We start from the raw sequence: 20,329 nt of genomic DNA on the forward strand, positions 1-20,329 counted from the left end.
TGTTTTGAATGGAGATGGAATTATAGAGCTTAACGTCCCCCAACTCCCCTATTATCTAGGAGCAGGACGTTCTGAATATGAAATCGGAGATCAACATCCGAACCGAAAAAAGCTTGGTATCTACGATGTACTGATTGTGGTCAAGGGAGAATTATATATTGGAGAGAATGATCAGCAATGGACCTTGGAGAAAGGAGACTCACTAATCCTGCTGCCAGAAGGAGAACACTATTCGGTCAGGCCGTGTTCACAGAAAACGGTATTTTACTGGCTGCATTTCGAGCATGTTGAAAGATATGAAAGCTTGCTGACCTCTTCTGATTATGAACCGGAGTTGCAAGATTCCTCCAGACCGTTTGGCAATCCTTATACGTTAAGGCTTCCTAAACATTCGAAATTAGCCAATCCACAAGCGGCTTTCAATCTTCTGGAGCAATTATTGACACTAGAAATGGATAGCCTTTTGGCAGGAGCAGCGCTTGCTAGGTGAATTGCTTTCCATGCTGGAAGAAGGCAGCTTGCGGGTTATGGATTCCGTACAGACACGATTAGCAGAACAAGCAGCAATATATATTCAACAGAATTACAAGACAAAGGTCACGAATGAAACGTTGGCAGCAGCTCTCCATTTTCATCCCAACTATGTTATCCGTTGCATGAAGATGAAGTATGGTAAAACGCCGAATGAATATTTAAATGAACTTCGTTTAGAACGTGCAAAGCGATTACTGGTTACTACAGACTGGTTGATTGATCGCATTGCAGAAGAAGTGGGCTTTCGTTATGCTCCATACTTCTCATCCTGTTTCAAACGGTATATCGGGTTGTCTCCGCTTCAATTTCGAAAGCAATATATGACTACGTAATGATATGAATTATGAGATTCGACACTATAACGTCTGCGTTGCGGATGATTTCTGGCGTCGTAAGGTCATGATGATTAAAGATGCAGCTAATACTGTCAGGATGATTCCAAGCGTTTGAAATCCTATAAAACTGAATGTGTCTCCCATGACAATTCCAATCAACAACGATGACAAAATGGTCCCCAGATATCTCGATGTATTAAAAATACCTGATGCGACACCGATCATATCTTTGGGTGTGCTTTTAAACAAAGCCGCCTGCATACCAACACTGTTGAGCCCATTACTTATACCAAATACAGCTAAGGGCAAAATGACATTCACCACTGGTGAGCCTTTATCCAATGCCACAATCAAGATGGACCCGCACGTCATTAACACCGCTGAAACGATCAAAGCTGGCCGCGTACCTGATTTGTCAATCCAGCGTCCGGCGAGAGGAGAACTGATGAGTGAACATAAACCAAGGGTTAGCATCAATAGTCCTGTATGAACTTCGTTCAGATGGCGTACCTGCTGTAAATAAGATGGCACACCAAAAAACAGAGCGTAAAACAGAGTGTTAACCAGCATAAATTGTACATTAACCCAAGTCATTTCGGGATATTTGGCAAATACTTTCAGCGGAATAAAGGGGGACGCTGTTTTCAATTCATGTCGGATAAAACTTGCTAATGCAAGCAATCCGATCCCTCCTGCCATAAGGTGCCAAGTTAAAAGATGTCCGGTTGATTTAACGGAAAGCACGCTCATTAGCAGAGTCACCAATGCGACGGTGAACAAAAGTATGCCGGGCGCATCAATCAGCAGGAACCATTTTCTGATGGACATGTCGCCATAGTTGGATTTGAGGGTCGCTTCTTCGGGAATAGTTTTCCAGGCGAATATAAAGCTTGCGATTACCAATGGAATATTCACTAGAAAAATACTTTGCCAGTCCCACCAATGAATCAATACACCGCCAATAAAAGGGCCTACCGCGGCTGCACCAGACAGGAACATCGCAAGGATAGACAGGGCAGCAGCCTGCTTCTCAGTAACGTGGATTCTTACAATCGCCATTCCGACGGCTACCATCATGCTTGTGCCAACAGATTGAATGATCCGGAATACGATAAGCCAAGAAAAGTCTGGAGATAACGGAGCTAACATGGAGGAACCAAAGACAACAACCAGACCGATAAGGAATATCTTTCGGCGGCCGAACAGATCACTGCACTTGCCCATGACCGGTTGAGCCACAGCACTTGCAATGTAAAAGGAAAAAATAATCCATGACACGGTCGTAACATCAAGTATAAACTCCTGTTGTAGTCTTGCAATTGCTATAGATATCATGGAGGAATTGAGCGGATTCAGCATGATTCCCAAGCCCACAGATATCATTAACCATATATTTCGAGCATTCATTATGTATATCCCTCCTTCTTCTGTTGTCATCTTAATGGAATCCCTTTATTTATTCCAACGCATTCTATGTTATGATTTGATGAACTAAAAGGAATAAGAGAGTGGTGCGAAATGGAACTTCTTCAGCTACGCTATTTTCTGACGTTAGCCCGATGTGAACATGTTACAGAAGCTGCGGGTAAGCTGCATGTCACTCAATCCTCACTGAGCAAGACGATACAACGTTTGGAGGATGACTTGGGTGCACCGTTATTTGATCGATTGGGCAGAAAACTGCGGTTAAACGAATTCGGAAGAACATTCCTTCGACGGACCGAAAAAGCCTTATTCGAATTGGAACAGGGAAAACAGGAAATTGCTGATCTCTCCAACCCGGATCACGGTACGCTTCAATTGGCAGTTACTACAGCAAGCACATTACCAGGAATCTTGCGGGAATTCCGAAAAAATAAGCCGAATGTTCAGTTTCATGTACAAATGGTTACGTTGGAAGTCATGTGCACGCTTCTCCACCGAGGCGAAATTGATTTTTGTCTGTCTTCCCCTCCAATCCAGGGAGATGAAATCGAATGTCAGATGCTGTTCCAGGACCCAATTGTAGTTGCTGTGCCTCTCGGTCATCAATATGCGAATCGAAGCAGCATCACATTAGAAGAGCTTAAGGATGAGTGGTTTGTGGGGGTGAAAAAAGGATATGGTATTCGTGATCTGGTGGACTCCAAATGTCAATCCGTCGGATTCGTACCGAAGTATGTTTATGAAGGAGATGAGCCTGCAAGATTAACTGCACTTGTGGAGGCGGAGATTGGGATTGCCTTTATACCCAATACAGCAAGAAACCCGCAGGAACGAATTGTATATCTCCGGATCGAGGATCAGAACCTAGTGAGGGAAATTGCTTTATTGTCGCATAAAAACAGATATATATCGAAAGCAGCTATCGCGTTTCGCAGCGTAGTCATAGATTATTTTGGTGCAATGTCCAAACCAATTGCTGAATAACCCATTACAAAGACCCCGCTCACCGACGTAAGTGAGAGCGAGGTCTTTTGTTGTAGGCTATCGATCATGCCTATTTCCGCCAAAAGGTTGAACAGTCTGCTTTTTCCGTAATGTTGAAATCAATCATTCGTTCCAGTAATGAAAAATCAACCGGTCCATCCCACCGGATTCGCACCAATTCCTTGGTGTGCTCATAGCCGGCCTTCACAATTTCATCGGAAAAATGATTAATCCCTGCCTTCTCAGGCGCCACAGCCAAATGATGTTTGGATACACTAAATCCAATAATAAATGTGCCATGATCGGTAAACATGGGCTGATTCCACGCTATTTTAGGTACTAAATTTGGGTACTTCTTGATAATCCATTCTAAAACTTCTTCCGTACGGTCTCGATGTCCCAGGTTATCAATTCGTGCTAGATATTCTGAAAAAACGTCCATATTATCTTCTCCTAACCAAGATTTATTTCGCATACTTCATCTCATATTATCATGAAAATGAAATTGAAAAACCCTTTGGTCCGAATTCGCCAAAGGGTTGAAAGAATATATATTACTCAAGGGCTACTTCACCGAAAGCAGGCTATCCGAAATAAACTTCAGCTGACCTTCAAGCGATACAGGGTCGTTGTATGTATCAGAGGTCGGATCAAGCTGGAACACATGGCCCTCTTTGACCGCAGTTAGGTTTTTCCACACCGTATTATCATAAACAATCTTCGGATCGGTTGTATCTCCTGACCACGGGCTAGTGAAGATGATGTCGCCTGCATATTCCGGTAACACTTCCATCGATATTGAGGCCCAGCCTGTACCACTATCAATTGCCTCTGTCTGAGCCCTTTTTGGTGCCTTCAGGCCAAATTCGTCATAGAGTATTTCACCGCCACGACCGTAATTATGACCAAATACAAATAATCCTTTGGCGTATGGATTCAAAATGGAGACTGTACGATCTCCTACAGCGGCAAGCACTTTTGGCTTCAACTCATTGATCTTCGCTTCCCATTGTGTGATCCAGTCTTTTGCTTCGGCTTCTCTATTAGTCAGTTTGCCCATCTCCAACATAAGATCCTTGAAATTGCGCTTACCATATTGTAACTGTACCACTGGTGCAATCTGCGACAACTTGTCGAGACCCTCAGTACCTGTGTATGCGATGATCAGATCAGGCTTTAGGCTGATTAGTTGCTCAGCTGTTGGCTGCTCTCCCAGATCTGTTGTCCCCTCACTTTTGAGCTGATCCTTGATGTACTTGTTGTTTATTGCACCTGACAAGGCTCCGACGACTGGAGCATCGAGTGCAACAAAGTACCCTGTTGAAAATGCGGTCAGATCGATAATCCGTTTCGGCTCCACAGGTACTTCCACTTCACCTGCATCCGATTGATATGTAACAGTCTCTCCTTCGGCACCTGTTGTAGTATCGGCATCAGACGCAGAAGTTGAGCTGGTTGATGATTCCGTGTCCGCAGCTCCGGTTGTGTTTGCGGTCTCCGTTGTGTTGCTTGATGTTGCCGACTGACCACATGCACTCAGTACGAGCAATACAATAAATACGGATATAATCCATATCCAATTTCTTCGTTTCAGCAAAATAAACCCACCTTTTTCAAATGATATTGATAATCGTTATCAACGATACCATGCAAAAGTATATTTGACAAGATGCTTTCATATTCGACAAAAGACAAAACAAAAAAACACCTACCAAGGCAGGTGCTTCAACGTATATAAATTAATTTTAAAACAGTTGCTTCCCAAATTAAATTAACGGTTTAATCATTTAACCCTTTTCCATCCAGAATTTGCTGTGTAGATTTCTCAACCCTGGACACGCGAGTCTTGGATTGCTTCGGTTGGGAAAAATAAAAAAGGTATGCCCGTTGACGTCCAGGTGTCAGTGCTTCAAAAGCCGTTTTCAAATCAGGATTTTCATCCAGTTTTGTTTGAAACTCTTCTGGAACAGCATATTCTGTATTCTTTTTGAGTGCCACTTTCAATCCGGCCTTTTCAATCTCAATGGCTTCAAGAATGTACTCTTTCAGGATGGTTTCCATATCAACGATTTGTTGAAGATTGGTGAACCGGATCTGGCGAGCAGCTTGTACATTTTCTGTTTGTTGAATTAGAATACCCTGCTCATCCTTTAACAAGGCTCCTTTATGGAAAAGAAGCGCACAATACTCCTTAAATCCATGAATGATAACGATGTTTTTATTCTCCAACGTGTAACAAGGATGCATCCACTTAAAGTCTTCGGTCAGGTCGCAGGAAAGAACGATCTCTCTTAGCTTCTCTGATTCTTCCTTCCACTTCTTTGCTTTGTTTAAATATTCATCCACCTTGGGATTAGTTTTATTAGTTGTCATCAGGGACCATCCTTCATCATGCTAATCATTTTATTGTGTTTTCTAAAAAGATTCTCTCTTACATATGATTGCCAAGAAAAGGCAGTTAATTTCATTCGAAACCATGTAGTGTCGCTTAAATATTATGACACCGTTTGGCGTCTGGTCAACACTAACTATTATTTAACTCATATACATATGTCCTTTGTCCCACCTCTTCTCCATTACTAGAAAGCCCGATATTAAAGAAAACAAAGTGAGAAAGCCCTAGGATTTGGCGTATTGTAAAATTGCCGCTGCTGCACGGATTCGCTGGTCCTCTTCTTCGCTATGCAATGCCTTTTTTAGAACATTGAGTGCTTCTTGAATAGTGCCTTCATCTACTCTAACTGAAGAATGATTATCTCCTTCAGTGGCTGCAGAGGTGATCGAAACCCAGGGCTCCAGTTGAGCCTGTGTAATTGGGTGTTCGAATTTCGCAATGATTGAGTAATGACTCACAAGTGCAAGTACTTTATCATTTAACTCTGCTAAGGGAATGCGTCCCAGCCAGGTAACGCCTCGTCGGTGGCATATGTATTCCTCTCCGGTTCCGTTGGAATCATCGTAAAAATAATCACCCAAATCCCCTACATATGTCCATTCATCATCATTTATCAAAACATAGTCACCGTCCTGCATGACGTAGGCAAAAGTATGGAGCGTGTCCAGGACATCACGAATTTCAGTCTTTCCTATCCTGTAGCGTTGAACTAATTGCTCTTTCCATTCTTCTGCAGGCTCATGCTCCAAATCTCCTGTCGCCGGCCAACCAATACCGATAAAGTTATTCTCCAGGAACGATGCGGTCCAATCGATCTCTTGCAATGTAGATTGTATATGAAACAGATTCATATCATTTCTCCTCTATAGTGTTTTCAGAATTTAAGACTAAGTATATACTCCAGACATTCGTCTCTGCATTATAATCAATCAAAGATTGAGCTGATAGCTAGTACAGACCTGCCTCTGATTCTGCAGCATCCATTCAATACTTGACTATCTACTACACGTTGTAGTAACTTATATCTACTACGTAGTGTAGTAATAACCTTCGATATGGACGCATAACGAAGTTAAGGAGTGTTCACTGTGAACCATCTTCAAAAATTATCGGATACTGAAATGGAGCTGATGGAAGTGATCTGGGAGTGTGAGCCACCTGTCACCTCCACCGAACTGCTGAACATGTTTTCCCAAAGGGGTAAAGCATGGAAGGCGCAAACCATCTCCACCTTTCTCTCTAGGCTAGTAGACAAAGGGGCTCTTACAGCTACAAGGGATGGACGTACCAACAAGTATGTCCCCCGTATTTCGCCCGAAGACTACAAGCTATTGGAGGCACAACAAGTCCTGGATGGATTATATCAAGGCTCTGTAAAAAATTTGATTTCAGCTTTGTATGATGGCGACAAGCTTTCTGATCAAGACATTGCAGAGCTGAGACAATGGTTTTCAGAAAAGTAGGTGTAGTCTATGAATACCATTCTTGTATTACTGTCTACGCTGACTGTTGCCGGAAGTGTCGTTGTCGCTTTCATTCTGTCTTTGCGCCTTGCTCCCTTTCAAGTCATTCCTGCAAAATGGCGTTTTGGAATTGGGAAAATGGCTTTAGCTTTGTATCTATTGCCCATCTTTCTGGTCTTTCATTGGATTTTTTCATTGTTTACATCCAGTACTACATTAAACGAGTTACCCTTAAATGTTCAACAAGTGTTACCTGGACCATTCAATCCGGCTCCTGCCATCCAGGTACAGACCATTTCAGCAAACGTAGCTCTCGCTTTTATATGCTTATGGGGAATCGGGACCATAGCTTTTGTAGCATGGCAAACATATTGTTATCACAGGTTTCTCAAGACATTAAAACTTACGCGAACCAGCGTTCCGAAGACTAGCGATGTTGCTATGCTGCTCCCTGTAATCAAGGAGAATCTGGGTCTCAAGAGCGAGGTTCGGCTTGCTTACAGCGCTCTAATTCGCAGTCCTTTTCTAATTGGGCTCAGGAAACCTACTATTTATCTGCCTCTGAAGAATTCTGCAAACGTGGATATCGGTATGGTGTTCCATCATGAACTGATCCACCTGAAAAGGAAAGATCTATGGATCAAGGCGCTCATATTAGTAGCCCGTGCATTGCATTGGTTCAATCCATTGGTTCATATGCTTTCGAAAGATATTCATACGTGGAGTGAACTGTCCTGCGATGAAGAAGTTGTAAAGGGAATGTCCCTTGCGGATCGTAAACGATATGGGGAAACCATCCTGAACGTAGTGGCAGGATCAAGGAATCTACCTATACAATTCTGCTCCTCTTTATCCGGGGATGGCAAACAACTAAAAAGGAGATTAACTTTTATGCTTAACGTAAAGAATGTGAAAAAGAAAACCTTTGTTGTAGCGATATCGACGCTATTCGTCGTTGCTGCAATTAGTACAGTGACAACAGCTTGGGCTTCCAGCAATACTCCGAGGGTGGTTGCGAGTGAGGAAGCTTCCGCGGTAACGCGTCCATCACAGCAAACGGCTGTCCGAGAAGAAGCTCCTGCAGTAACGCATCCATCAGCTCGTGAAGAATCTCCTGTGGTAGCACGCCCAACAGCTCAAGCGACAGCTCGTGAGGAAGTTTCGGTTGTACCACGTTCAGATGACCAAGTGGTAGCCCGTCAAGAAGCGCCTGTAGTAACACGTCCATCTGCACAAGCGGTAGTTCCCGAAGAAGCAGCTGTAGTGGCACGTCCATCTGCACAGGCGGCTGTGCGTGAAGAATCTCCTGTAGTAACACGTTCGGCAGCACAAGCCACAGTTCGTGAAGAAGCAGCTGAGGTAACACGTCCAACAGTACAAGCGGCAGTTCGTGAAGAAGCAGCTGGGGTAACACGTCCAACAGTACAAGCGGCAGTTCGTGAAGAGGCCTCTGTAGTACCAGCGCAATCAGATTCCCGTCATTAAAAGCATTTTCATGGAATTACAAGCAGCCTTCGTTCAATTGTTGAACGAAGGTTGCTTCATTATTGTAGAAAAGATTAGTTTCGCTTAAGACTAACCAGCTACCTTCTCAAACCAAAAGACCAACAACATTTCTGTTGTTGGTCTTCCAGTCTTCTCCGTTCAATTTGCTTCATCACCGATAACTATGGTGAATGCCTCGACACGACCCCAATCGCGCAAACGGCTGTTTTATTACTGTTCTTTATACACACGTACATAATCTACTTGCATAGTTGCCGGGATATCGGACGCGTTCGGAGTACGGCCCCCGTCAAAGTTTCCACCGATTGCCAAGTTCATAATAAGATAGAACGGCTCATCGAAAGGCGCGTTCGGGTTGTTCGGTGCAGCTGTGGAATACCACTGCTGGTTAGTGACTTTATAGAAAAACTTTCCGTCGACATACCATTTAATGTTGTCTTCTTCCCAAACTACGGAGTACACATGATAATCATTGGCAAAAGTTTGCCCTTCTGGGAAGTGATAATCGCCACCCGAAGACTGGTTCACAGGCCATTGTCCACCAAAGTGAATAGTACCGCTTACAGACCCTGGAAGACGTCCTCTCGCTTCCATAACATCAATTTCACCTGATGCAGCCCATGTGCCGTATACAGAATCTTTTGGAAGCATCCACAGTGCTGGCCAAACGCCATCACCAGTAGGAAGCTTGGCACGGAAATCTACCCTACCGTACTTCAAGGAAAGTTTATCCTTGGTGTTAATCTTTCCGGAGGAATACTGTGCATACCGATTCGGATCCTGCGGGAAAGATTTGCTATCGTTCAGAGCCCTGATATTCAGCTTTCCGTCCTGTATAAATACATTTTGGCTGCTGTTTGTGTAGTGCTGCAGTTCTGCATTTCCCCATCCCCAGGTAGCAGGATCGTTATTGAGATAATAGCCTGTTTCATAGTTCCATTTACTTGTATCCAGCGTAGTTCCGTTAAATTCATCCTGCCAGATAAGATTCATGCCCGCGATAGCCGGGTCGGTTGGAGTTCCGATTGCGATATCCTCTTGATCGGATACATCCGGACGCGGAGCATTTGGATTGCCGATGAAGGTATAGTTGACGAAGTTGTTACCAATATTTCCACCCGCCTGTCCGTTCAGCGGATATCCGATACGAATCTGCATATTTTCCTGGATTGGCTGGAACCAAAGACCATAGATATAATCGGCCCAGTATCCCCACTGGTTGGCATCAGACATGTTGTTGTAGCCATTAGCCGAGTATGCAAACTTGCTCTGACTGGAGTTACTCAAATCCACCCATTGTCCATTGATGTTAATCTGGTATACAAAGTTGCCCAGTTCCTTGGCGATTGGCGCACCCCCATCAATTTTGGGAAGTGGAATTCCAATCGAACCATTCGCATCTGCTGTGAAGGTTGTACCTTCGTATGGCGTAATGACATATGAATTTCTTGTAGGTTCATTAAACGTAATGGTATAAACAAGGTTAGCCGAGGAAGTCTTTGATTCCAATTTGACGTTGATCGATTCCGTTACGTTAAACCAGTAACCTCCTCCACCGTCGGTGAATTGGCCAAAGTTGTGATCATAAATCCAGCCGCTGGCTGCATTATTGTCAATATCAATCCATGTGCTGCTGTTTACGGGTTTTACATATACCTTCAAATCATCAGCTACGGCTTCATAGGTCACCGCAGAATCATTGTTGAACGTTGGATATGTAAAGCCTGCACCGCCTGTGAAACTTGCTGTAATTTGCGGCCCTTGTGTCGGATTCATCGCTGTGATGGTTGTTTTGTTAATATTTTGGAATACAAGTTGGTATTCAAGCTTAACCCCATTCGCTTTGGAGTACAGTTGAATTTCGGTTGTTGAGGAAAGGGTGAACCAATAACCATTGAATCCTCCATCGCTCCAGTGCCCCCAGTTTTGGTTATAGATATAACCTCCGGCTTGATCAATATCAACCCAGTTGTTACCTACTTTCACATTAACACCAATGTCACTGTAAACATCGTTCCAAGTTGCGGAGCCTCCATTAAACTTAGGCATAACAAATCCGTAGCTGGCTTTGCCAACGCCAGATTTTGAAATCACAGGTCCATCTTCTGGTGAGAAATATTCCATTGAGGTAACTGTCGTTCCAGCTGCTTGAACTTTTGTAGTTGGCAGCACACCAACACTGGCCAGCATCACAACCACTAAGAACAAACCAAGTACCTTTTTCATAAACCGTTTCTCCGTAAAGTGAGATGGTTTCATAATTGCCCTCCTTTGATAGGATAATAGTTTCTCCCAATCTATGCGTTTAAAGGTAATCGCTTACATCGGGGAACATCTTTATTCTATCGAATAGGATAAACTGCTGAAAAGGTACAATTATTTTTGTTATATCCCATTTTTTTGGGTTTTGATTCAATTTATATATTTGTACTGTGGTATTGCACTTCACGTTCTACCTTTTGGCGCATCATTTGTCGATACTCTGTGGGTTGAATTTCCATCGCAAGGCGGAACGCTCGTGTAAAGCTTTTGTAGCTTTCATAGCCTACCATAGCAGCCACTTCAACAATCTTATGGTCGGTTTCGGCTAGAAGACGCCGCGCTTTATCCATACGTACATCTCTCAGGTATTCGGCAAAACCTTTGCCAATATTCTTCTTGAACAGATTTGAGAAATAGGCGTAATTAAGCGACACATGATTGGATACCATCGCAAGGTCCAGCGGTTTATGATAGCTTTCGTGTATAAAACGGATGGCTTCATTTAGATCCTGAGAATTGCGATAACTGTGCTTATATTCAAAATAGAACTGATTCAGTCGAAGCAGCTGCTGTTGCAGCGCTTGAATATAATCGCGCATCCCCGGATAATCAAAGAGATTACGCAAAGATTCAAGATCCAGCGATTCTTCACCCATGTAGGGACGAACAACTCGTTCGTATTCCTCCATCATCTGCACTGTGGCGCCGCAGAGCTGTTGGGTATAGCGGATATGATAGCGTTGCAGCACATTTTTATGAAATATTGCGGACACGCCCTGAGCAATTTTACCACTATCGTCAGTCCCAACAGACTGGAACAGTTCATAAAGCTCTTCATAAGGGAGTTGCCACTGCTGCTCCATATGCTCAATAGCTGCTGGCAGGATGATATATTGATCTGGAAACAGATAACTATGGTGGAATAACTCATGTACTTGTGTATAACTGCCGGGCAACGTCTTCAATCCTTGCTGCGGGTCAGTCATAACGGTTATCGCATCGATCATTCCTTCCTTGAGCGCCGCTGGCAAAGCCTCCGGGCCTATGGCTGCACTCACTGCAAGGATCAGATGCGGGCTGTATTGCAGGCAAACGCAACCTTGTCTACCGAACACACCATAAGCAATAGCTTCCATGCTATGGACGCTGCTGGAACCCGGCTGGTTGATCCAACATTTCTCTCGCAGCAAACATAAGCGATAATTGTGCCAAAGCGAAGGATTTTGTTCCTGGATTTGGAGGATCCAAGCCTCATCGTTTAATGCTCCCCGCATAAACATTCGTAATTCTTTACGATCAGTCTCTCGGGCGAGACGGGAGATATGCTGAATGTTGTGCGTAAGAGCCTGCCGTGTCTGGATTTCTTGCCATACATGCTCTAGTGAAGTTTGCAGATCCTCTCGCTTCAGAGGTTTTAACAAGTATCCCTTTGCCCCAAGTTCGATGGCTTTTTGAGCATATGTAAAATCACTATAACCGCTAATAATGAGGTATTCCACCTCGATGCGCTCCTCTTTGGTCTGTGCCATCAGTGCCAGCCCGTCCATGTCCGGCATCATAATATCAGTAATAACAATGTGAATGTTATGCTGGCGTAAAAGGATTAGCGCCTCCATCCCACTTGCGGCACAGTAAATATTGTTCAGCTCCAGAGGAAATTGATGCAGCATCGCCTGCAGACCGTCACGGATATGCTTTTGATCGTCCACAACCAGAATATTGATCACTCCTACCACCCTCCAAGATTTACATTTTCCCAAGGCAAACGTATGGTTACACAGGTATAAACGCCCTGAACACTATCAATCCAAAGACCGTAATCCTCGCCATAATGAAGCTGCAGCCGCTTATTCACATTTTCCAAACCAAGTCCGTTCTTGCTGGTAACAATCGGCGAATCCGAGTCTCCCCGCAGTGCCCCTTGCAGTCGTACTAACATCTCCTGGTCTACCCCCTCACCATCATCTCGTATGTTAATGAGCAAGCGGTCATTCTCCACTGAAACGGTGATCTGAATACACACACTCCCGCCTGATGGTGCAGCGTGATGCACTGCATTTTCAACGATAGGCTGCATGCACATTTTAGGAATTGCATAGCGGAGCACCTCCTGCGGAAGATCTGCCCTCAATATGATGCTGCCGCCTTCCATTAAATTAATAAATTGAACGTAACTTTGAATGTTAGCAAGTTCCTCGCGAAGCGCAACCGTATCGCTGCGCCACTGCATGCTGTAGCGAAGTTGCGAACCTAATGATACCAATGAATTCGCAATAGCAGGTTGCCGTTGAACCTCCGCGAGCATTCGAATAGATTCCAGTGCGTTATACAAAAAATGAGAGTTGATCTGCGAATGCAGTGAATGCAGCTGTGCATTTTTGGCGATCAATTGTTTATCCACGACCTGTGTCATCAGACGTTTAACCTCATGTAACATTTTGTTGTAGCTCACAGCCACTTCATCAATCTCATCCCCTCTTTCGTTCTCATCAAGGCCGGTATCAATCGTTGCATCCAGTTCTCCTTTTCGTACCTGACGCATTGAAGCCAGTACATTGTCCAGTCGTCGGAAAATGCGCCGAGTTGTATGTGATACGAGCAGCATGATGAGCAGCAGAACAAATAATGTAATCGTTACCACAAATGCATACCAGCTGCGTGGCCCCTTCATCAATGCCTGATGGGAAGCGATATCGACCACATAAGTATTTAGCGGAGCGATATATCGGTACAGTGCATAGTAGCTCTGATCACCGACCTTAATCTTAACGGGACTTTCCTGTGGCAGTACATCCAGCTGGCGATGAATACCACCAAGGATTTCGTCCAGTCCTTCTCCGGCTTTTCGAGAAAACTCATGCTGGGGATTATAAACATATTGGGGAGGATCGCTTTCGTTCATTAAAACAGAAAAGAAGTCTCCCTTGCTCTCCTGGAGCAGATCGCTGAAAAACATACTGTGCGGAACGCGAATTTCCATAATACTAGGCCTTTTTTTCTCCTGACCCTGAAGGCGAACCAGCCGGTAGTATGATAGCGTATGTTCACCATCCTTAAAAGAAAATAAGCGGTAAGCCGCACCACCTTCATCCCGAAGCTTAGCCCAGTAATCTTGCGGCCAAAATTTCTGATAATGATAGATTTCAGGCCAGATTTCATACAAGTTCGGGTTATCCACGTAAAAGCTGAGCTCACTGATCATCGCATTACTCTGAATGATATTTTGCATTTGCTCAAATTGGTTTTGCTTAAACTTCACCAGTCGTAGTCCATCCACAAGCATATTGGAATGAATAAAATCCACAAATGACTTTTGAGTGAGCGCCGTATTGGAAGCGTTCTCAATGATGTCCATTCTGCTGCGCAATTGTTCGTTCAACCATGAAACATGGCTGTTGCCCGCTGACATAGCGTCCTTGTATAGCTGGGTTTCCTGCATGCGAATATATAAAAAGGATACTAAAATAACGGGAATGGCAATCATCAGGCTGAACGCCAGAAACAGCTTTTGGGATATACGGGCATTGCGGTAAAGTTTCCTCAATCTAGTCAGTAGGTAATTCACTCTGAAATCCTCACCACCTTTGTTATACCATATATTACAAGTTAGTCGATAGAAAGCGAGGTTGTTAGGAAATGATTATTCAGCCATCTTAGCTTTTCTCGCTTCCAGCTCGGTCTGACGGTACTCCATTACCTGATTAAAACCGTAATTCACACGGCGGGCCAAGAAATTCTCGAATATTTTATCAAAAGCAGCTTCATCTTTGGCAGTAATCAGTTCAGGCAGAACTTCTTCCCAATTCTGAGAAATACGCGACCAGGATAAGGCTATATCGGAATCTCCAACAGGATCTATTCCCTTATAGATGCCGCTGTCCATATCCGCCTGTTTATTCGCGAACTCCTCCATTTGCTTAACGGATGCCGCCTTTTCTGGTCTCCACTGGTTAACGAAAGCAGGGTTGCGTAGCATCCAGTAGGTATCCATGATACCGTATTCCTTTTCCAGACGCTCCCTATCTGTGTCAAGCAATTGGACCATTTCGGCCGTCAACTGCGGTTTGCCATCCCTCATCGCCCATGTTTCGCCTTCTTTGCCCAGAAATACATCCCTTTGGCCTTCTTCGCTCGCTAAATAGCTCAAAAATCGGATGGCTCTTTCAGGACTCTTGGTGGATTTGCTAATCATCGTAACCATCCAGCCGTCCATGTTGCCAGGAAACAGTCTGGCGGAATCACCTTGACTGTTTTGCGGTCCATCTACAGCGATGTAGTACGAATTCGGATATGCACCCGCAGCCAGGATCGGATTGATAGCCGCCATACCAGTCCACTCGCGAATCATCATAAAATAACGGGCATTACTGGTTTTTTCCTCTACCTGAGCATTCGAGTCCACCAGAAAATCTACATTAATCAAGCCTCGCTCATATGCTGTGCGGAAGGTTTTTAGCCAGGTAATATAGTCCGGGTCGGTCATACGGTCGTTAAATTTGCCGTCCTTTTCATGCGGAATAGCCAGCAGGTTTTGCAGGTAATCAGTCATTCCGTAAGAGACATTCCCCTGAGCAAAGAAAGGACTGATGAGCTGACCTTTATACACAGAATACTGATCCTTTAACAATTGCAGTGCGTTCAGAAAGCCTTCCGGAGTGCTCAAATCCGGTCTTCCCATAGCCTCATACAGATCTTTTCGCACCAAGAAGGTTTGGTTCGCAGCCGTCAAACCAGTGGCCTGCATCAGGCTGGGGCTGTATGAATCATTTGGAATGCCATATGTATTGCCGTTTTCCTGACGATACCACTTCAATGCACCGTCCCCCGCGACCTTGAAAAAGTAAGGATCATATTGCTCCGCCAATTCATTTAAGGCATATACCTGATCTCCTTCCCACAACTTATTAATCGCACTTTCCCACGAACCTATTGTTATTAAATCCGGCAGCTTATCGGAGGCCATCATGAGCGCAATTTGTTCACTGGCTTCGCCGGATGGCATTTCGAATTTAATGTTGACACCTGTTTTCTCAGTTACAATCTTGGAGGTTATGCTCTCACCCCATGTGTGACCATACCAGTTCGCACCCACAAACCAGGTCAAATCCACAGGTGTGTTATCAAGCTTCCATCCGGGTTCATCCGGGTTTGGCCTGTATTCAGCTGGCTGTTGTTTAGGATGAGCGGGTTGTGGGAGTGACGGACTTACATTTTGCTCTGATCGGGAACACGCACTCAACACTAGCATTAAGATTATGGCCCAATAGATAATCACGCTGTACTTGATAAAACCGAGTTTCATTCCATCCCCTCCTTTCTTCGCTACAGTTGTGAATTAACCTTAGCATTAATCATGCTATAACCGATTTTACTATCCTTGGCTCGAAATGGAAATGCCGCTCCCTACCTAAATATGAGTTTAAGTAAGGTCTAATTCAGGTACAGCTATTTAAAAAGGGTTATTACTCTTAATATAAAATAAAACAAAGGCAGCTGATCACTCAGCTACCCTTGTTGGTTTATCTTAGGAAAGAATTTTCCTATTAGATTATAAGTCTCATTCGTAAGCGCCGATATTCACAGCAGCTCCCTGTACTCTTGGTTTCCCCTCAATGTCTAGTGTTCCAATAATTGCATTGTCCGTGTTCCCGGCATCAATTGCTGGAGATGTAGGTTGAAGATGGAAATCGTATCCCGAAGCATTCACAAATTTGGGATCAATGAACAAGGAATGCGCGTCATTGCCAGTTCCCGTTTTATAAGCGGAGAATCCTGTGTAATCTTTATTTTTCCATGTCCAGCTGGCTCCATTGCTTCCGGCAGGGGCAAAATAAAGATTATAATCCACAACGTTTCCGGAATTCTTGGTGTATTCATTGTAAATCAATACATCTGTAGAGCTGGCTACGAAAATGTTGTTCTTAATTACGTTATTTTGTGTGTCGTATTGAACGTAAAGCTGGCCGCTGCCATCGCCAAGCGTATCATTTTTGTATACGGTATTGTTAACGATCTTACAGTTTACGGTAGAGCCGCGTTTAGTATCATACCCGCCCATCGCGATGCCGGTGAGTCGGTTGTTGTAGACTGCGTTGCTGCGTACTGTAATATTGCTGGTAGATTTACCGGCATGCTCTGACGCAATCTCGATACCGATATCATTGTTGTAGCTATAGTTCTGTTCAATAATACTATCCTTGCCACCATCCACATAAATGCCATCGGCCGCATTACTGTTATTCGGAAGTGACTTCCCATACGAAGGATTATTGTTGGAAGTGATATTGTAGACTCTGTTGCTCTTCACGAGTCCGTTCCGCACCTGATCGTAAGCCGTATTCGGCGCTTTCCCCTCAAAACCGATGAGATCAATGCCAATGTTGTCGTTATCGTGAATAACATTATTCGTCACCGAGAAGGTGTCCACGTTCCCGTTGAGAACCAGCGATTCGCTGGAGCCGAGCACAAGATTATACAGTTCATTACCATTAATCGTAATATCGTGAATGGATTCAGGTGCTTTTGTGCCGTATACGGCGATCCCATGTGCGTCACGGCCAAGCAGATCACTGCCAGTTGGAGTGGCCGTGTTTTTAATATCATGGACTTTGTTGCCAGACAAATTGATAAAGCTGCCCGATCCGTGAACATAAATGCCTACGGGCATGACGTCCTTGGTAGCTGTAGTATAATTGCGAATTTCAAATCCTTGAAGAGTAACGTAATTCACATCGGTCAGGTCAATCAACCCTTCAATCCCGCTAACCGAAAGTCCTGTGCCGTCAATAATCGGTGTCTCCGTACCATCGTTAGTGAATACAATCGGCCCTTGTGAAGCAGAGCCTGAGCGGGTGATCTTCAGCTTCTGGTTATACACACCGCCACGAACATGCACTGTACTGCCTGCAGGAACAGCATCCGCTGCGTGCTGGAGCGTCTTCCATGGAGCGCTGCTCGTTCCCGTGTTGGAGTCATTTCCGTTTGTCGCTACGTAGTAATCCGTACCTGCTGCTGCAGCAGATGAGGACCATTCAATGCCTGAAATCAGTCCTATCCCTACCGCCATACTTAATCCCACCAGCAATGTTTTACCGAATTTCAACATATTCTCAACTCCCTTTGATCAATTTGGTTGTGTTAGATTAAAATCAGGATTTATTGTTCATGCTCAGCCTGCAAAAGAAGAACAGCCTCCATCGTCGGCAAACTCCCTGTGCCACCAATGCCAAGTGTGGACAATGCTCCACATGCATTGGCAAATCGCAGCAGTTCATCGCTTCGCATTCCAAGCAAGTATCCATATATGATTCCTGCGTTGAAACAGTCTCCTGCTCCTGTCGTATCGACGGGCGTCAAAGTGTAAGGTTCGGCCGATATTCTACTTTCGTCCAGTTCGCGCAGTGTAGCACCTTTTGACCCTTGTTTGACCGCTACAATACCCGCCACATCAGGAAGCATGGAATCAAGCACATGGCTCACTCCGTCGGCAGGGAAAATGCGCAGCAGTTCATCCTCGCTGGGAATAAACAAATCAGTCACCGTCAGTAGTGCACTTATGCCCTCGCGGTCCCATTGATTGGATACATCCCAACCGGTATCAAAAGACGTGCTGATTCCATCTGCCCGCAATCTTGTAAAGAGCTCTCGCCAATGAGGTCTCATTCCATCCTGTAAATAATAGGAACCAAAATGAAGATGTGCGGCCTGCTGTAGCAGGGACTCCGGGATATAATCCGGTGTTAACAATGGGATACTGCCAGCGTAAGTTAACAACCCGCGGTCATCAGGTGTGGAGAGCGACAGAGTTACACCTGTCTTGATGCCAGATAATCGTCTTACATGCTCTGTATTTACGCCCATACGCTGCAGCTCAGCTATACAGAATTTGCCGAAATCGTCATCTCCCACTACGCTAACGAATCTCACATCCGCTCCCAGACTTGCCAGCGCACAGGCCGTTATTGCTGAAGAGGAACCAAGTACAATCTCGAAGCCATCGACCATTTTCTCCCGATTCCATTCCGGCATGACATCCGTTCCCGATACAATGACGTCTACATTTAGCTCGCCAGCAATGACAACAACGGGACTTGTTTGTTGTCTCTGCATCATTTCAATACCGGAACAAATCCCTGTTCCGCCTCATACAGTTCATCGAACATACTTCCGATCTCCTCCAGGGAGCATACGGCAGCAGTTAGTGGGTCGAGCATCAGTGCATGGCGAGCCATCTCCCTGTCACTCCTCCGCACAGCTTCTACAGCTAGGTCAAAAAAAGCCATGTTCGAGCGGCATAATGCGGCCAAATGCTCGGGCAGTCTTCCAAAGCGACAGGGCTGAACGCCTTTCCCATCAACGAGACAGGCCACTTCCACCACGCCATCAGCCTGCAGATTTTCAATCAGCCCCCGGTTAGGAACGTTACCATAAATGACCTTCGGCTCATTCTTCAATACTGCTTCGATGATGATGGCAGCATATTCATTACTGGATTTCAGCTCAAGCGGTACCGTTCCCTCAAGCTGTGAAACGATCTGCTCATCATTCTCTCTCCGCCAGATCGGCCAGTTGTCAGCGTAGAACCCCGTAGCTCCGTTATAACCTGAGTTGCAGTGCTGGTCGATAAGCGATTGGTGTTTACGGTAATATGGGATATATTCCGAGAAATGGCCGCTGGATTCCGAGACGAATGCACCCAGGTATTTCATCGCATCAAAGCGGACCGGGTCCTGCCGCAGCAGTTCAGGAGTTTTCATTTTCTCCAGTAGTACTGGATATAGATCCCTCCCGGCGTGCGACAGCTCCACAAACCAGGACATGTGGTTAATACCTCCGGCTTTCCATGACATCTCTTCATATGGAACTCCGGCATATTCGGCCAGTTGAGCCGACGTATTCTGAATGGAGTGGCATAGTCCCACTACCGGAATATCCGTAATGCGGGAAGTCAGGAGTGTAACCGCCGACATCGGATTGGTATAGTTTAGAATGATGCAGTCTGGGCAGAGCGCTTCAATGTCCCGTACAATTTCAATCCAGCTGGGAAGGGTACGGAGTGTCTTGAATAGTCCTCCGGGTCCAAGTGTATCGCCAATGCACTGCTTAACCCCGTATTTCAGCGGAATTTCATATTCATAACGAACCGTCTCCAGTCCGCCTACTTCAATTTGGTTAATCACGAACTGTGAACCGCCGATGACCTCTCTGCGATCCGTAGAGGCAAGCACCTCCCACTTCTTTCCTGTCCGTTCTACGATTTGAAGCACCAGCCTACGTGCCAACTCAAGCCGCCGCTCGTCAATATCAACCAGGGCAATCGTGCCACCCTCCAAGCCTTCAATCAGCAGGATATCCATAGCGATCTCTCGCGTAAATGCACTGCCTGCTCCGATAATTGAGATTTTAGTCATAACTCTTCTCCTCAC

General features: G+C 44.9%; 17 protein-coding genes. 5 read left to right on the top strand and 12 right to left on the bottom strand.

The annotated features are described in order from the left end of the window. The first annotated feature begins 4 nt into the window (after positions 1-4). Together CS562_RS33335 and CS562_RS33340 are read left to right on the top strand one after the other, a co-directional pair. Entirely contained in the window at positions 5-490 is a 486-nt protein-coding gene (locus CS562_RS33335) for an AraC family ligand binding domain-containing protein (RefSeq protein WP_257219372.1), read from the top strand. Continuing rightward, positions 480-866 (top strand): helix-turn-helix domain-containing protein, encoded by a 387-nt coding sequence (locus CS562_RS33340; RefSeq protein ID WP_257219373.1) that lies wholly within the window; start codon positions 480-482, stop codon positions 864-866. The genes CS562_RS33335 and CS562_RS33340 overlap by 11 nt, the downstream gene beginning before the upstream one ends. Before the next feature lie 24 nt (positions 867-890). Here the strand turns inward: CS562_RS33340 and CS562_RS05030 are convergent, their stop codons facing one another. Further along, the gene (locus CS562_RS05030; protein ID WP_099854086.1) at positions 891-2,276 is read right to left on the bottom strand and encodes an MFS transporter; all 1,386 of its coding nucleotides are present in this window, start codon (positions 2,274-2,276) and stop codon (positions 891-893) included. A 111-nt stretch (positions 2,277-2,387) separates the two neighbouring features. Between CS562_RS05030 and CS562_RS05035 the strand changes: the two genes are divergently transcribed. Beyond that, positions 2,388-3,278 carry a LysR family transcriptional regulator gene (locus CS562_RS05035; RefSeq protein ID WP_099854088.1) on the top strand — a complete coding sequence of 297 codons (891 nt, stop codon included), beginning with the start codon at positions 2,388-2,390 and terminating at the stop codon, positions 3,276-3,278. 70 nt (positions 3,279-3,348) lie between these two features. Here CS562_RS05035 and CS562_RS05040 read toward each other — a convergent pair whose 3' ends face one another. The 4 genes from CS562_RS05040 to CS562_RS05055 all read right to left on the bottom strand — a co-directional run bounded on the left by CS562_RS05040 (position 3,349) and on the right by CS562_RS05055 (position 6,524). Next, on the bottom strand, positions 3,349-3,720 hold the full coding sequence (locus tag CS562_RS05040) for an iron chaperone (protein ID WP_076288568.1): 372 nt from the start codon (positions 3,718-3,720) through the stop codon (positions 3,349-3,351). A 123-nt stretch (positions 3,721-3,843) separates the two neighbouring features. Then, positions 3,844-4,875 carry an ABC transporter substrate-binding protein gene (locus tag CS562_RS05045; protein ID WP_099854090.1) on the bottom strand — a complete coding sequence of 344 codons (1,032 nt, stop codon included), beginning with the start codon at positions 4,873-4,875 and terminating at the stop codon, positions 3,844-3,846. A 182-nt stretch (positions 4,876-5,057) separates the two neighbouring features. Then, entirely contained in the window at positions 5,058-5,651 is a 594-nt protein-coding gene (locus CS562_RS05050) for a YdeI/OmpD-associated family protein (RefSeq protein ID WP_099854092.1), read from the bottom strand. Between the two features lie 246 nt (positions 5,652-5,897). Then, positions 5,898-6,524 (bottom strand): hypothetical protein, encoded by a 627-nt coding sequence (locus CS562_RS05055; RefSeq protein ID WP_099854094.1) that lies wholly within the window; start codon positions 6,522-6,524, stop codon positions 5,898-5,900. Between the two features lie 237 nt (positions 6,525-6,761). On the opposite strand from CS562_RS05055, the gene CS562_RS05060 reads away from it, so the two are divergent. Continuing rightward, complete coding sequence (locus CS562_RS05060; protein WP_076288565.1) at positions 6,762-7,136, top strand: BlaI/MecI/CopY family transcriptional regulator; 375 nt, start codon at positions 6,762-6,764, stop codon at positions 7,134-7,136. A 9-nt stretch (positions 7,137-7,145) separates the two neighbouring features. After that, complete coding sequence (locus tag CS562_RS05065; protein ID WP_099854096.1) at positions 7,146-8,621, top strand: M56 family metallopeptidase; 1,476 nt, start codon at positions 7,146-7,148, stop codon at positions 8,619-8,621. A gap of 231 nt (positions 8,622-8,852) precedes the next feature. Here the strand turns inward: CS562_RS05065 and CS562_RS05070 are convergent, their stop codons facing one another. The 7 genes from CS562_RS05070 to melA all read right to left on the bottom strand — a co-directional run bounded on the left by CS562_RS05070 (position 8,853) and on the right by melA (position 20,314). Further along, positions 8,853-10,901, bottom strand: a complete 2,049-nt coding sequence (locus CS562_RS05070; RefSeq protein ID WP_257219374.1) for a glycoside hydrolase family 16 protein — start codon at positions 10,899-10,901, stop codon at positions 8,853-8,855. A 158-nt stretch (positions 10,902-11,059) separates the two neighbouring features. Then, positions 11,060-12,631, bottom strand: a complete 1,572-nt coding sequence (locus CS562_RS05075; protein ID WP_125477239.1) for a response regulator — start codon at positions 12,629-12,631, stop codon at positions 11,060-11,062. 2 nt (positions 12,632-12,633) lie between these two features. Next, entirely contained in the window at positions 12,634-14,469 is a 1,836-nt protein-coding gene (locus CS562_RS05080; RefSeq protein WP_180287033.1) for a sensor histidine kinase, read from the bottom strand. Between the two features lie 75 nt (positions 14,470-14,544). Then, on the bottom strand, positions 14,545-16,206 hold the full coding sequence (locus CS562_RS05085) for an extracellular solute-binding protein (protein WP_099854102.1): 1,662 nt from the start codon (positions 16,204-16,206) through the stop codon (positions 14,545-14,547). 255 nt (positions 16,207-16,461) lie between these two features. Then, a complete protein-coding gene (locus tag CS562_RS05090; RefSeq protein ID WP_099854104.1) occupies positions 16,462-18,009 on the bottom strand; it encodes a right-handed parallel beta-helix repeat-containing protein in 1,548 nt (515 codons plus the stop codon). A 50-nt stretch (positions 18,010-18,059) separates the two neighbouring features. Further along, on the bottom strand, positions 18,060-19,013 hold the full coding sequence (locus CS562_RS05095; protein ID WP_180287034.1) for a carbohydrate kinase family protein: 954 nt from the start codon (positions 19,011-19,013) through the stop codon (positions 18,060-18,062). Beyond that, positions 19,013-20,314, bottom strand: coding sequence for an alpha-galactosidase (gene melA / locus CS562_RS05100; RefSeq protein ID WP_099854108.1), 1,302 nt, complete (start codon positions 20,312-20,314; stop codon positions 19,013-19,015). Before melA ends, CS562_RS05095 begins: the two co-directional genes overlap by 1 nt. Positions 20,315-20,329 lie beyond the last annotated feature (15 nt).

The sequence above is a fragment of the Paenibacillus sp. LK1 genome (genome assembly GCF_002750415.1).
Lineage (GTDB): Bacteria > Bacillota > Bacilli > Paenibacillales > Paenibacillaceae > Paenibacillus > Paenibacillus taichungensis.

Excerpts from the sequence above, each read along its gene's own strand:
- CS562_RS05035 (WP_099854088.1), top strand. The coding sequence starts at position 2,388 with ATGGAACTTCTTCAGCTACGCTATTTTCTGACGTTAGCCCGATGTGAA.
- CS562_RS05055 (WP_099854094.1), bottom strand. The coding sequence starts at position 6,524 with ATGAATCTGTTTCATATACAATCTACATTGCAAGAGATCGATTGGACC.
- CS562_RS05090 (WP_099854104.1), bottom strand. The coding sequence starts at position 18,009 with ATGTTGAAATTCGGTAAAACATTGCTGGTGGGATTAAGTATGGCGGTA.
- CS562_RS05070 (WP_257219374.1), bottom strand. The coding sequence starts at position 10,901 with ATGAAACCATCTCACTTTACGGAGAAACGGTTTATGAAAAAGGTACTT.
- CS562_RS05065 (WP_099854096.1), top strand. The coding sequence starts at position 7,146 with ATGAATACCATTCTTGTATTACTGTCTACGCTGACTGTTGCCGGAAGT.
- CS562_RS05030 (WP_099854086.1), bottom strand. The coding sequence starts at position 2,276 with ATGAATGCTCGAAATATATGGTTAATGATATCTGTGGGCTTGGGAATC.
- CS562_RS05095 (WP_180287034.1), bottom strand. The coding sequence starts at position 19,013 with ATGCAGAGACAACAAACAAGTCCCGTTGTTGTCATTGCTGGCGAGCTA.
- CS562_RS05040 (WP_076288568.1), bottom strand. The coding sequence starts at position 3,720 with ATGGACGTTTTTTCAGAATATCTAGCACGAATTGATAACCTGGGACAT.
- CS562_RS05085 (WP_099854102.1), bottom strand. The coding sequence starts at position 16,206 with ATGAAACTCGGTTTTATCAAGTACAGCGTGATTATCTATTGGGCCATA.
- melA (WP_099854108.1), bottom strand. The coding sequence starts at position 20,314 with ATGACTAAAATCTCAATTATCGGAGCAGGCAGTGCATTTACGCGAGAG.
- CS562_RS05050 (WP_099854092.1), bottom strand. The coding sequence starts at position 5,651 with ATGACAACTAATAAAACTAATCCCAAGGTGGATGAATATTTAAACAAA.